The sequence below is a fragment of the Streptomyces sp. ICC1 genome (genome assembly GCF_003287935.1).
In the GTDB taxonomy this organism is placed as follows: domain Bacteria; phylum Actinomycetota; class Actinomycetes; order Streptomycetales; family Streptomycetaceae; genus Streptomyces; species Streptomyces tritrimontium.
In genome coordinates this window covers 6,875,361-6,887,954 of record NZ_CP030287.1, presented here as the reverse complement: position 1 = coordinate 6,887,954, position 12,594 = coordinate 6,875,361, and the positions used below count along the sequence as shown (strand labels likewise).

Below are 12,594 nucleotides of genomic sequence, written 5' to 3'. Positions count from 1 at the left end.
GGGTGGGTGAGGGGTCGGGCGGCGTTCGGGGTCAGGGCAGGCCGGTGCGGTGGCGGAGCCAGGTGAGCGATGCGTCGGCCAACCGGGCCTGGTGGTGGCGCAGGGACGGGGCTCCGGCGGGCGGGGGCCGGCGCGAGGATGCTGCCCAGAGTCCCGCCAGGCCCGCCGCGAACGCGGTGAACGCCGTGTCGTCGGCAGGTCGCGGCAGCCGGGCGAGGGCCCGCTCGGCCTGATCGGGGGTGTGTCCGCCGAGGATCAACTGGGGGACCAGTACCGCCGTGTCGATCCAGGCCGCGCCGTGGAGGCGGTAGGACCAGTCGATGATCACGACCTCGCCGGCGCGCTCGGGGTGCCCGCCGGCAGGGCGGCGGAGCATGTTGGCCGGGTGCAGGTCCCAGTGGAGCAGGGTGTCGCCGGCGGAGGCCGGCCACCAGTCCCGCTCGATGCGCGCGAGCAGGTCCAGATGGCGGCCGGCCCAGGGGTCGAGGCCGGCGGACGGGACCGTGCGCAGGGCTGACCAGCCGGTCATCCAGGGGCCGACGACCCGCGCGACGGGCCGAGTGCCCCCGGCGGGTGACGGGGTGAGCCGCCGGGCGGCCCGCTCGACGGCGTCCACCGCCAGCCGGGTGTCGGCGGTCCCCGGCGCGAGGACGGGATGGGTGCCCGCTACGTCCTCCAGGCACAGCCACCACCAGCCGCCCGACTCCTCGGGTGCGGCGGACCACCGCACGCCCGGCCCGATGCCGGCGGGCAGGGCCGTGGTGACGGCGATCTCGTCCGCGTACTGGGGGGGCGGCGGGATGTGCGGCGTGGATTCCCTTGAGGAAGGCCCGGCGGCCGTCGTCCAGGAGGAGTCTGGACGCCACACCGGGGGTGAACCCGTCCTCGCACGATCGGGCCCGGGTGACCCGGGCGCCGAGCCGGCGTTCGACGTGGGCGCGGACGTCGGGGTGCAGCGAACCCCATGCGGGGCGGACGGCGGCCGCGGCCATGTGGGGCTCCCGGGGGTCCCGGCTCCGTGCACGGCGGTGGCCGGGGCGCCGGGCTTGGCCGTGATCTTCACCGGAGCGGAGTTCAGCTGGTAGCCCTCGGGTGCCTTGGTCTCGGTGGCGGTGTAGACGGTGCCGGCGCGGGCCGCGACGGGGAGCTTGGTGCTGGCAGTGCCGTCCTTGCCGGTGGTCAGGGTGACGGGCCTGCCGTCGCCGCTGGCCGAGGTGATGTTGATGACGGCTCCGGCGAGCGGCTTGCCGCTGGTCTTGTCGGTTTTGGTGACCGTGAGGTCGGCGGGCTTGAAGTGGTCGATGATCGTGAGCTTCACGGCCTGGCCCGGGGTGATGATGACGTCCTGGTCCGGAGCGAGGTCGTGGATCGGGCTGCCGGTGGAGGTCTCCTTGACCCGCCAGACGCCAGGGGCGACGTCCTCGAAGCGAAGGATGCCCTCCGCGTTGGTCTTGCCGGTCAGGGCCTTGGTCCCGTTGAGGGTGTCCAGCAGGGAGAACTCGGCGCCGGCGAGGAGGGCTCCGTCGGGGTCATTCTTGGTGATTTCAACGGTGCCGGGCTGCGGCTCGGGGGCGTTTGCGAAGGCGGTCGGGGCCCAGATCAGGGTGCTGGTGGCCAGAGTCGTCGCGGCAACGGTGGCTGCGGTTCGGTGGGCGCGCATGAAGAAGGGGTCTCCTGGGTCAGGGAATGGTGGTGGGGTCACCCGAGGGGCGGGAGTCAGCGGCTGCGGGCTGGCGTCTGGGCCGGCGCCGGGGCAGGGACGGAGCGTGCGGGAGGGGCGCTTGTGCTCGGGGCGGTGGGTGTGGCGGCATGCCGCTGCCAGGCCGCATGGGCGATGGCGCGTTGCTGGTCCATCGGCATGCTGGCGATGCGTGTGAGGGCGTCGGCGGTTTCGGGGCCGAGTGGGCGTCCCGTGAGCTGGATGACGGCCTCGGCCTCGGCGACCATTCCCTGGTCCAGACGCAAGCCGAGCATGTCCCGCACGTAGTAGCGGGCATTGAGCAGGGAGTCAGTGATGGGTACGTCGTCGTAGGTGCCGCCGTCGACCAGGGCGAGGACATGTTCCGTCGCTTCGTGGAGGCGGGTGAGCGTGACGGTGTCGGTCGCCCACAACTCCTCGTGCCAGCGCTCGGCCCAGGGGCTGCGCTCGGCGAAGCCCGCAGGTGTTATGAGGGCGGGCCAGGAGACCTGGACGAAGTCCACGATCACCGTGCGCAACCCGGTGAGGTCGGCGCCGGCCCAGGGAGGTGGGCCGTCCTTGTGCCAGTCACGTATGACCCCGTGGCCGGTGCCGGGTCCGCGTTCGGCGTCGCGGCGAGTGAACGTGCCGTGCTCGGCGAAGCTCAGGTGCACGGTGTCGAGGGTGCCGTTCTCGGCGTGGATGAGTGTCAGGCGCAGGCCGCCGTATTCACGGTCCCTGATGGTGCGGGCGAACTCGATGCGCAGGCGGATCGGCGAGGCGGTCGGGGTGGCGTAATAGACGTCACCGACGACGGTGCCGAAGGGGAAGGGGAGTTCGAGCCTGTCGAAGAACTCCTTGGCGTGCAGGGACACGGGCTGTTCCTTGGGTCAACGGCGCGCTGAGCGGCCGGCGGGCGGCGTGGCTGCGGCTGGCCGGGTGGCGGTGGTCCAGCGCGGCACGCTGTGCGTGGTGATCACCGGGGGCTGGCGCTGGATGCGCTGGACATCCAGCGGGGTCGGGGCTGGCGCCTTCGGTGGGGCGAGCGGGGCGAGCTGCGCCAGGGCGGCGAGTTCGGGGGCGAGGAGCTCGCGGTAGCGCAGGACGGGTGCCGGGTCGAGCAGGGCCTTCGCGGTGGCCGCGATCAGGTGGGCGGGCGTGCTGGAGGTGAACCGGGCCTCTGCTCGGTTCCAGCCGGAGGGTCCGGCCCACAGCAGGACCGTCTCGTCGTCGAGGGCTTCGCTGCCGACATTGATGGACACGCCCGCGGTGCCGTCCGGGGCCGTGATCTCGACGAAGGGCCCGGAGGTGCGGCTGCTGCGGCCGCCGCCGCCGAGAGTGACCGATCCCGGAAGCCGCTGGTGCTTCCATCCCACGTCGAGCAGCGGCTGGACCCGCGCTGCCCAGTATGGGGAGGGGGCCTCGGTGAAGGGATCTTGGTCCTTACGTGCTTCCCAGTCGCGTTCGAGCGCGGAGGTGAAGGCGGCGACGATCTCGGCGGGGAAGACGTCGTTGAAGGTCGCCGCCCATCGCGTCGGGGACGAAGCGTCCTCGCTGGCGGAGATCTTGTAAACGTCGAAGTCGTCGCCGTACCAACCGATACGGATCCGCTGGTCGGGTGAGGTGATCAGCATCTGACAGGGGCCGTCCTCCAGGTGGACGGCCGGCCAGTGCTTCACGGGGACGAAGGCTGCGTCGCCGCACCAGTCGGATCCCGCGAGGTAGCGCGGGGAGACGTATACGTCGCCTTCCGGGGTGTACGTCACGCGGCACCTTCCGTCCGGGCGGCGGGCTGCACGGTGAGAGTGACGTGCCGCGCGGTCTCGGCGAGACGTTCCTCGACCTCCGCGGCGTCGTAGCCGGTGACGACGTACAGCCCGACGCGGGCGACATCGACGTCGCCCTCCGGCGGCAGGGCGACCTGTTGGCCCGGGGAGAGGATCCAGCTGGCCTGCTCCAGCCAGTCGGTGTCATCGAAGAACGCCGGGTCGATGCCTCGCTCGACGAGGGTGCCGGAGACCTCGGGGTAGAGGAGGGCGACGGCCGCGGCCTGCCTCCTGGTGGGGGTCAGGTCGGGCTGGACGCCGAGGGCGAGGTCGGCGGCAGCGCGCGGCAGGTCGATGCCGGTGGCGAGCAGGACGAGCTTGCCGATCAGATCGCCGCCGATCCGGCCGTTGACTTCGATGATCCGCGGGCCCGTGCTGGTGAGTCGCATCTCGACGTGCTGGATGCCGGTGGTGAGTCCGAGGGCGGCGACGGCTGCCTGGGCGACGGGGCCGACGCGGCGGAGCAGGGGGTCGGCGGCGTCCACGGTGTGGCCGACTTCTTCGAAGTAGGGGGCGAAGGCGAGCTGCTTGCGGGTGACGGCGACCGGGGTGGTGACTCCGCGGTGGGTGACGCACTCGACGGATATCTCTTCGCCGTCGAGGTACTCCTCGACCAGGACGTCGGTGGACTCGCCGCCCCAAAGGCTCGCACCTTCGGTCGCGAACTCGAAGCCGGCGGGGAGTTCTTCGGCTCGGTCCACGCGGATGACGCCGACGCTGCCGGCCTGCCCGGCCGGTTTGACGACGACGGGGTAGCCGATGAACTCGGCGGCGAGGGCAGCCTCCAGCAGGTTGGCGGTCTTCAGCGACCGGGCGGACGGTACCCGGTAGTGGTCGAAGAGTTCACGGCTGGTGGCCTTGTTCCGGCACCCGTGGAGGATGTCCGGCGCGTCGGTTGCCACACCGAGGTGCTGCGCGAGTTCCGCGGTGTTGACCAGCAGCATCTCGTTCCAGGTGAGGACGGCCGAGATCGGACGGCGCGCGGCCAGGGCCTCCCCCGCTGCCAGGAGGGCCTGGATGTCGTACGGGTCGGTGACCTCGTAGTCGACCACGAGCGGCTTCTCCCAGGTGAGTGGAGCCGGGGTGATGACGACGGTGTCGTAGGCGGCGGCGACGGATCGCAGGCAGTAGCCGCGGTACAGCTCGTCGTTCGGCGCGACGACCAGAACAACGGGGCGGCTGGTAGAGGTGCGGGGGGTCTTGGACGGGGGCAAGGGTGAAGTGCCTTTCGGGTCGGACGGGGGGCGTGGCTCGCGAGTACGGGACGGGTTCAGCAACGGCGGGCGGCACCCTCTGCTGGGACCACAGACGGGTTCCGGGGCACGGGGGCCGCGGTCGTGGACAGTGGCTGCCTGCGGGACGGCGACCGGGGGAACGTCGTCTCCTTGGCCAGGGCCGACAGCGGTGCCAGCTGGTCTGCTGCCTGTCCGAGGGCGTCTTGGACTTCGAAGGGGAGCGGTCCCTCGTAGAGGGCGGGGCCGGTGGTGCCCGACCAGTGGGATATGGCGCGGAGCAGGTGCTGGATGTCGGTGACGAGGCCGTCTTGGGCCAGCAGGGTCTGTGCCAGGGCGGTGGTGTCGGCGGTGGGCAGGGTGTCGAAGCGGTCGGTGAGCAGGCGTACGAGGCTTCCTGCTGCGGCTGCTTGGTCCGCGTGGAGTGAGGAGCTGGCCGAGGGGTGCGGGGGCATGGGTCTCCCTGGTCGGGTGAGCGGGGATGGGGAGGTCAGGGCCGCTTGTGTGCGGGAGCGCGGTGGCGCATGGCGGGTTCCTGGCGCAGGCGCCAGAACGCGGCGAGGAGGCCGATGGCCTGGAGGGCTGCGCAGCCGGTCAGGACGTGTCCGAGCGCCGCTGCGGGCGTAAGGGCGACGAGGATTCCGGCGAGCGGGAACGGGGCGAGCATGATCAGGATGGTGATGCTGAGGGTGGCGCCGAAGACCCGTTCGGGGATGAGGTGGGAGCGCAGGGTGCGCAGCACGACGGTCATGCCGCCTTCGCCAGCCATCAGTACGGCGGTCAGGACCAGGAGCTGCTGGTACGTGTCGGCCTGGGAGACGGCGAGGCCGGCCAGGGCTGCGACCACCGCGCTGGCGGCCCCTGTGGGCCAGAGGCCGACGCGGTCGATGGCGTAGCGGCAGCAGGCGACTGTGACGAGGGAGGCTGCGGCGGCGGCCGACCAGATGACGCCGACGGCGGCGCTGGAGTAGCCCAGGTGCTGCACGACGATGATCGGGGCGGCGGCCTGGAGCATGCCGGTGGCGAGGTTGGAGACGGTGAGGCCGGCGATCAGCCACGCGAGGGCCGGCAGCGAGACGAGGGTCGTCCATCCCGTACGCAGTCCGGTGAGCGCGGACGCGGCGGCGGGGACGAGGCGGGTCTCGCGGTGCCAGGGGGCCAGGGCGGCGCCCAGGAGAGAACAGGCGGCGATGGTGATCAGGGTGCCAGTGACGCCGGCCCAGTGCAGGAGGATCCCGGCGGCGGCCGGGCCGGCGAGGGTGGCGGTCTGGTCGATGCCCAGGAGAGCCGACTGCACCCGGTGGGCCCGATCCCCCGCGTCCTTGCTGGCCGCCGCCCCCGCGGTTTCAGCCGCGATGTAGGAGAACTCGGTGGCGACGCCGGTGATGGCGGCGAGCGCCATCACCGTGATCGTCTCTCCCGGCCCTCCGGCCTGGGTAGGCAGGATGACGGCAGCGGCGAGGACTACCAGGGCGCGCAGCACGGAGGCGATGCGGAAGACCCGCTTGGTTCCGTGCCGGTCGACCATCGTCCCGGCCAGGGAGAACGCCGCGAGGCGGGGGATCCACTCCAGCGCGAACGCGATGCCGGTGAGGGTGGCGGATCGGGTGGTGGCCAGCACGATCAGCGGGATGCCGTACGTCGTCATGGCGAACGCCCCAGCGTCAGCGGTACGCGGGAGGTAAATGCGGCGCAGCAGGGACAGCTGCGGGAGGAGGGCATGCCGTGGGCCGGCGATCACAAGATCGGTCATCGTCGCTTTCACGCAAGAAGACGCCCGCCGCGGCGAGCAGGACAGGAACGGTTCAGCGGCGCGGTGCGCGCGGCTTCGGCGGGTTCTGTGCCGGGGGGGGTCACGCCCAGAGCATTCGACGCAGTGGCCGGGGGGCTCGGCTCGGCTACAGCGTGCTGGTAGAGGGCCAGGAGCGTGTCGAGCTGACGGAACAGGGCGCCGCGCCTGATGGCGAACGCTTCGATACGGGCGGCTCCGTTGCCGAGGGGGCCTTCGGTCCAGCGGTGACCGCCCCAACGCATGTCACGGCCGCTGAGGGTCGCGTTCAGCGCTTCGACGCCGCGAGCCGCGTCCTCCAGGAGCTGCCGCTGCACGGTGTCAAGGCTCAAAGCCGTGTCCATCACGGCCATGACCGTGTGCTGCACATGATCGGGTGCTTCCTTCATCGCCGCGAAGGCCCAGACGTTCGGGTCCATGCCGACCACGCGCGCCACCTCGCTGGTCCCCAGATCGGCGATAGCCCCCGAGTACCGCGTGGTGCTCATGCGGCCAGCTCCATCTCGTCGCGGGAGGCACCGGTGAGCTGCGTGGCCAAGGTCGCCCCGTGGTCGCGGATCCACGAGGTGAGTGCCGTCTTGGGCTCGTCCAGGGACTCGTAGTCCAGCTCCGGTGCGTGCCCGGGACGGGGCTGGACCGAGCCGAGCAGGGCGAGCGTGGCCTGGACCCGTGTGACGAAGTCGCTGACGTCGCTGGGGTGGTGGTGGGTGCGGGCCCAGCGGGCCGCGGTGTCGTAGACATCGGCGAGCGCTTCTCCGGCCGGGGTGAGGTCCAGGCTCGGGATCCCGTCGTCGGAGGAGGCCTTCAGCAGGCCCAGCGCGCGCCCGACTGCGGAGGCCTGGCGCCGCTGCCAGGGGGAGAGACCAGTGAGGGTCCGGCTCAGGAGATGCCGGTGGAGCGGCCCGTTGTCGTCGATCTCGCTGATGATCCGGATGAGGCCCGGGTGGGACAGTGCGGCCGTGGCCGGTATCAGGGCGGCCTCGTGGGTGTCGGTGCTCATCGGGTACGCCCTCCAGTCGCCGCCGCGCCGACAGGGCGGATCACGGTGGTGGTGTGGGAGAAGAACAGTTCGCCCGCCTTCCATTGCGCACGGGGCTGGGTCGTCGGCACCGCCGGTGTACGTGGCTGCGTGGTGGCCCACATGGCCTGGCGGTCCCGGGGCTCCTCGGGCTTCGGCGCCCACACCGGGTGATTCGCGGCCTCGGTCAGCGGAGCGCCGGCGGCCCAGGCGGACAGCGCCTGGTAGACCGGGGCCAGATCCCGTCCGGCGGCAGTCAGTTCGACGCGGCCCTCGCTGTCCTTGGTGACGAGGAAGTCCTCGGCCAGGCGGTTGAGCGGCGCGTAGACGTTGGTCAGGTGCCGGTCGGGCATGGCGGTGGCGGCCAGGGCCTTGGCGCTGGATGTGCCGCGGATGCGCAGCGCCCACAGGATCGGGGTCGCCTGTCGGGGGCCGATCAGCGCGATCGTGTCCTCGATGTCCTGTGCGCGGGGCACGGCCTTGGATACACGGTGACCGGTCGCCGGATCCAGCACCATTTCCTTCTCCAGGTGCTTGCCGCCCCAGGCGGCGATCACGCCGAGGACCGGGAGCAGTTCGCGGCCGCGGGCGGACAGGTCGTACAGGACGTCCTGGGATTCGTACTCGGTTCGGTCGAGGAGGCCTGAGTCGACGAGCCTGACGAGCCGGGGGTGGAGCTGGCCGTCGGGGAGCCAGGGCAGGGCGCTCTTGATCTCCCGGTAGCGCATCGGCTTCTCGGACATGGTCAGCAGCACCCAGATGTTCCATCGCGGGGCCAGCATCTGCAGGCTCTGGGTGACTCGGGACAGGTCGGACGATATGGATTTGGGCAGGCCGGTGGTAGCCAAAGGGGGTGCTCCTGGAACGTGGTGAAAGGGGGGTCAGCGGGCGCGAGAGGCCGGGATGGCGGCCGGGACCGGTGGTGTGGCCGGGGCGGCGGGTGTGGTCTCCGGCGCGGGGGTGCGGTGCAGGCTCTGGAGCACTGCGGTGACGTGCCGGGCCTGGGTGTCGCGGACGGCAACGGCTTCACCGATCCGCCGGGCACAGTCGTGGATGTGGCCGGCGGTGAACCGGCTGGTCTCGCGCTCGGGGTGAGTTAGCTGCCGCAGGCGCTGGAGCTGGAAGTCGAGGTCGCGTTCGGCGAACTCGACTGCGGCGTGGGCGGACAGGAGCGCGGAGAGCATGTTCGGGTGGCTGGTGGAGTCGGCGTGCGCTTCGAGTTCGGCTCGTGGTCGGCCGTAGAGGGCTTCGATGTGCTCGGCGATCAGCCGGGAGGTGTCGTGGGGCAATCAGTGGCCTCTCGCACCGTGGACCGCGGGGTCCGCCGCGAGCGGCGGCACCCCGGGCACGGCAGTGGTGGTGATCTTGCGCGGGTTGAACCGCACCCTGCTCTCCGGCCGAGGCGCGCCTGGCGGGGGCATGCTCCGAAGAAGTTGCTCCAGGGCGCTGACGTACTGGGTGCGGGCGGAGAGTGCCGCGTCCATCCACTGCGCGTCGAAGCGCAGTTCGGAGGCGGACAGTGCGCCCATGTCCGCGTCGGGCGCGGTGTAGCGGTGCACGCGGTCACGGACGTGGGCAACCTGTTCCTCGGCCAGGGCGAGGAAGGAGCGCAGTTCGAGCGCGCGCTGCTCGGCTGGCGTGGCCGTTCCGGATGCCGCGGCGGCATAGAGATGGGCCAGGGGGGCACCGAAGACCTCTTCGAGGTACGCGTCCTGGCTCGTCGGCTTGGTCGAGGTGCTCATCGCATGCCTCCCCTGACCGGGAGGGAGGGCGCTGCGGCCGTACGTGCGACGGGCGTGGTCTCGATGGCGGGTCCCGTGCGGAGGGTCCCGCGCCAGGGTCCCGGCGTACGCCGGCCCGGGGCGTTGTCGTCGAGGAGGTGGCGGACGACCATGGCGCGGCCGTCCCGTACGGCGACCAGTGCGTTCACACGGTCGGCGAGGGCCATCACCGGGTCATCGAGCTCCCCGACGGGCGCCTGGTCGAGGGCGAGCACCAGGTCGTCCTCGGCCCGGGACAGCAGTACTTGGGCCTCTTCGAGGTGGCCGTACCAGCGGACCACCGTCGTCGCATCGGGATTCGCCTCGGGGACGGCCGCTACGGCGTCGCGCAGTTGGTGGAGTGGCATCTGGAAGCGGGCTTGGATCTGCTGGGTGAAGGCGGCCAGCACGTCGTCGAGGTCGTCGGGCATGGCGGACTCCTCTCCATGAGGTCATGGGGCGACAAGGCGAAAGGTGGGAAGTGGCCCGAAGTGGTTTGGTGGGCCCAGTTCCTAGGGTCCGGAGAATCCCCGGTTTGGCTGACCGGGGATGTGCTGCTATGTTCCGGCGCGCCCAGCCTCAACGGGCCCGGCCGCGGACCTGCGGCGGAGCGACCGGCGGGGCGGTGGGGCTTGTGGTCCGGGTGGACGGCGCGGCCGGCGGAAGCGGGGTGGAGCGGTCCTCCAACCAGTCCACGGCGGCTTCGTAGGTCTCAAAGGCGCCCTCGCGCAGCGTGTGGGTGTAGGCGTCGAGGTCGGCTTGCTCCAGCAGGACCCGGAAGGGCTTCTCCACCCTCTCGTCCAGCGCACGCAGGACCACGGTGACCTCGGGGCCGGTCGAGATGTCGCCGGTGTAGCTGCCGAGCAGGGCGAAGCGGTCGCCGTCTGTCGCGACCCGCTGTTGCAGGGCCACGGTGGCCGCGTCGGCGGGCTGGGTGCCCATCCCCGGGGGCAGGGCGATGGCCTCGGCCGGGCAGCCGCGCTTGATGAGCCAGGACTGGGCCATCGCCGGAAGCGGCAGCGTGGCGTGCTCGAAGCTGAACGACTTGGCTGTTATGTCTCGTTCGATGCGCAGCGCGATGAGCTGCGGTTCGCCGGGGATTCCCCAGGTGACAGCACCGTTGTGGATCACGTAGAAGCTTGCTCGGCCGTCGGGGCTGTGATGGGAGGCGAGTGTGGTCATGGACTCGTGCTCGGAGTCGATGTGATCCTCGAAGTCCTGCTCCACCGTGTCATTGGCGGGCTCGAAGCCGTCGAGGCGGAAGTCGGGCCGGCGGTCGGACTGCGGCATTCAACTCATTTCGTGAGGCGGGGGGGCAGGTCAGCGGGACCGGGCCGAAGGCGCCGGCCAGGCCCCCGCACGGGGCGCGGGCACGGACGGAGCCGAAGGACGGGCGGTGCCGGTCACAGTCGTGCGGCCGATCTCCGTGAGCGAGACGGGCTGTCCGGCGTGGAGGGGATGGGAGGTGTCGCGTACCACCAGTCGGGCCTTTTCGAGCCGTTGGAAGACCGGGTGGGCGATCCGTGCTCCGGAGGCCGTCACGACGGACATGCGGCCGGTCTGCAGGTGCTGATGGAGTTTGGCGCCCTGGCTGATGGCGAGGAGCGCGGCGAACTCGTGGGCGATCAGGTCCGCACCTGTCGTCGCGGAGGCCGTCGTATGGGCGGACTCCAGCGGCTCCAGCACGGCGACCATCTGTTCCTGGCGGGCATCACGTACCGCGGTGGCCTCCTTGAGCTGGACGACGGTCCGGTCAATGCGGCTGAAGAGAGCTTGATCAAAGGGCAGTTCGCCCGAGGCGAGGCGCTGGAGCAGGACCCGGTAGAAGGTGACGCCTCGCTCGGCATCGGAGAGGGAGCGGTGGGCTTCGGCGAGACGGCCAAGCGGCTCGTCGAGCAGGCCGCGGTCGTGGTAGGTCCACAGCAGGTCGACGGTATGACCGGTGGCCAGCTCGACGCGGTGGTCAAGGTTGGTCAGGGCCTTCGCCTGCGGCGTGTTGGACGGCAGGGAGATCACCTCCTTCGAGTGAGCCGGGAAGCCGTCGAGTCGGTGGCGGACAGCGGCACGCGGACGTCGAGGCGCGTGCCCTCTCGGATCTCGGTGGAGTGGCCGAGGTGCCGGACCAGGCCGAGCATCGGCAGGTTCGACGCCTCGGTGTACACGGAGAGGGTGTGCGCGCCTTGGGAACGGGCGTGGGTGACGGCGTGCCGGGCGACGGCGAGACCGATGCCGCGGCGCTGGTAGGCGTCGGCGACTTGCAGGCCGAGGTCGAAGACTCCGGGTTGTCGGCTGAGGGGTCCGGCCGAGCCGAGGGCGACCACCTTGTCGGCGGCAAGCAGAGCGATCCAACAGCTGGAGTGGTGCAGCAACCGCTCGATGTCGCGGCGGGTGATCTGGGCTCGGCCCCAGCGGCGGTACAGGGCCTGCGCTGAGCAGCTGCGGTGGAACGTCTCGATGAGCGGCCAGTCCGCGATGGTCGCCGTCCGAATGCGGGTGGCCGTGGTGGTGTTCAGCAGCTGGTGCACACGCCCATGGAGGTGAAGAGGGCGTCGAGCTGGTAGGACTTGCGGCGCCGGCCGTCCGGCAGGGTGATGTCGCGGGTCCGCAGGCCGTGCGGGGCCAGGAGCTCGGCGAGCCGGGCCTGGGTGAGATCGCTGTATCGCCAGTGCTTCCCGGCGATGCCCGGCAGGTCTCGAAGAGCATCGACGAGGTCGGCGGAGGCCACGGCATACGGGTCGCCGAGCTGGGCGAACACTCCGAGGCAGGCTTCGAGCAGGTCGCCCGGCCGTTCCGGATCCTGGCAGCACTCCTCGTCCCGTTCCAGACCGCAGGGCACGCAGGGCTCGGCCTCGGCTGCGTCCTCCGCGCAGCAGCAGTCGGTGGACAGGAGAAGTGACAGCTGGTAGCCAGCGATGAAGCGCTCGGCCAGGGCGTCGATGCACGCCTCCAGCTGCTGGGCGGTTCCCTTGCCGGCCTCGATCGCGGTGGCGATGTCGGTCAGCAGGCGCCGGTCGAGGTTCTGGACGTCGGTGTAGGCATCCAGGATGGCCCGGTGCCGGGGGTTTGCCTCAAGCGGTGTGGCGCCGAGGAGGTTGATGGCGAAGCTGTCGAGGAAGTTGGGGAAGGGCATCAACGGGTGGGACCTTTCGGGGATGGATCTTATACACATTTGACGTTGAGAGACAGAGAGTGGCGGTAGGTGTCGGGACTGGACCAGAACCGACCTGCTCCGCAGGCCCCAGACCTCCCGCGCTCCGCGCGAGAGGTGACCCCGTTTCACGGGGTCCCGGC

General features: G+C 71.2%; 16 protein-coding genes. All 16 read right to left on the bottom strand.

Annotated elements, in window-relative coordinates:
• Nucleotides 1-31: 31 nt before the first annotated feature.
• Complete coding sequence (locus DRB96_RS45255; RefSeq protein ID WP_112451633.1) at nucleotides 32-1,660, bottom strand: SpaA isopeptide-forming pilin-related protein; 1,629 nt, start codon at nucleotides 1,658-1,660, stop codon at nucleotides 32-34.
• Between the two features lie 56 nt (nucleotides 1,661-1,716).
• Nucleotides 1,717-2,553: a hypothetical protein gene (locus tag DRB96_RS32225; RefSeq protein ID WP_112451632.1), complete on the bottom strand. Its 837-nt coding sequence runs from the start codon at nucleotides 2,551-2,553 to the stop codon at nucleotides 1,717-1,719.
• 15 nt (nucleotides 2,554-2,568) lie between these two features.
• The gene (locus DRB96_RS32220) at nucleotides 2,569-3,444 is read right to left on the bottom strand and encodes a DUF317 domain-containing protein (RefSeq protein ID WP_112451631.1); all 876 of its coding nucleotides are present in this window, start codon (nucleotides 3,442-3,444) and stop codon (nucleotides 2,569-2,571) included.
• Nucleotides 3,441-4,718, bottom strand: a complete 1,278-nt coding sequence (locus tag DRB96_RS32215) for an ATP-grasp domain-containing protein (protein WP_204357864.1) — start codon at nucleotides 4,716-4,718, stop codon at nucleotides 3,441-3,443. Before DRB96_RS32215 ends, DRB96_RS32220 begins: the two co-directional genes overlap by 4 nt.
• A gap of 56 nt (nucleotides 4,719-4,774) precedes the next feature.
• A complete protein-coding gene (locus DRB96_RS32210) occupies nucleotides 4,775-5,191 on the bottom strand; it encodes a hypothetical protein (RefSeq protein WP_112451630.1) in 417 nt (138 codons plus the stop codon).
• 35 nt (nucleotides 5,192-5,226) lie between these two features.
• Nucleotides 5,227-6,489, bottom strand: a complete 1,263-nt coding sequence (locus DRB96_RS32205) for an MFS transporter (protein WP_112451629.1) — start codon at nucleotides 6,487-6,489, stop codon at nucleotides 5,227-5,229.
• Between the two features lie 8 nt (nucleotides 6,490-6,497).
• Nucleotides 6,498-7,013 carry a hypothetical protein gene (locus DRB96_RS32200; RefSeq protein ID WP_112451628.1) on the bottom strand — a complete coding sequence of 172 codons (516 nt, stop codon included), beginning with the start codon at nucleotides 7,011-7,013 and terminating at the stop codon, nucleotides 6,498-6,500.
• Nucleotides 7,010-7,525 (bottom strand): hypothetical protein, encoded by a 516-nt coding sequence (locus DRB96_RS32195; RefSeq protein WP_112451627.1) that lies wholly within the window; start codon nucleotides 7,523-7,525, stop codon nucleotides 7,010-7,012. Before DRB96_RS32195 ends, DRB96_RS32200 begins: the two co-directional genes overlap by 4 nt.
• A complete protein-coding gene (locus tag DRB96_RS32190; RefSeq protein WP_112451626.1) occupies nucleotides 7,522-8,391 on the bottom strand; it encodes a winged helix-turn-helix transcriptional regulator in 870 nt (289 codons plus the stop codon). The genes DRB96_RS32195 and DRB96_RS32190 overlap by 4 nt, the downstream gene beginning before the upstream one ends.
• Before the next feature lie 33 nt (nucleotides 8,392-8,424).
• On the bottom strand, nucleotides 8,425-8,832 hold the full coding sequence (locus DRB96_RS32185; protein ID WP_112451625.1) for a hypothetical protein: 408 nt from the start codon (nucleotides 8,830-8,832) through the stop codon (nucleotides 8,425-8,427).
• Nucleotides 8,833-9,285, bottom strand: a complete 453-nt coding sequence (locus DRB96_RS32180; RefSeq protein WP_112451624.1) for a hypothetical protein — start codon at nucleotides 9,283-9,285, stop codon at nucleotides 8,833-8,835.
• Entirely contained in the window at nucleotides 9,282-9,734 is a 453-nt protein-coding gene (locus tag DRB96_RS32175) for a hypothetical protein (RefSeq protein ID WP_112451623.1), read from the bottom strand. Before DRB96_RS32175 ends, DRB96_RS32180 begins: the two co-directional genes overlap by 4 nt.
• 148 nt (nucleotides 9,735-9,882) lie before the next feature.
• Nucleotides 9,883-10,593, bottom strand: a complete 711-nt coding sequence (locus DRB96_RS32170) for a hypothetical protein (RefSeq protein WP_112451622.1) — start codon at nucleotides 10,591-10,593, stop codon at nucleotides 9,883-9,885.
• A 30-nt stretch (nucleotides 10,594-10,623) separates the two neighbouring features.
• Entirely contained in the window at nucleotides 10,624-11,319 is a 696-nt protein-coding gene (locus DRB96_RS32165; protein WP_112451621.1) for a hypothetical protein, read from the bottom strand.
• Nucleotides 11,316-11,828: a GNAT family N-acetyltransferase gene (locus tag DRB96_RS32160; RefSeq protein ID WP_239516419.1), complete on the bottom strand. Its 513-nt coding sequence runs from the start codon at nucleotides 11,826-11,828 to the stop codon at nucleotides 11,316-11,318. Before DRB96_RS32160 ends, DRB96_RS32165 begins: the two co-directional genes overlap by 4 nt.
• Nucleotides 11,813-12,433, bottom strand: a complete 621-nt coding sequence (locus DRB96_RS32155) for a DUF3631 domain-containing protein (protein WP_112451620.1) — start codon at nucleotides 12,431-12,433, stop codon at nucleotides 11,813-11,815. Before DRB96_RS32155 ends, DRB96_RS32160 begins: the two co-directional genes overlap by 16 nt.
• Nucleotides 12,434-12,594 lie beyond the last annotated feature (161 nt).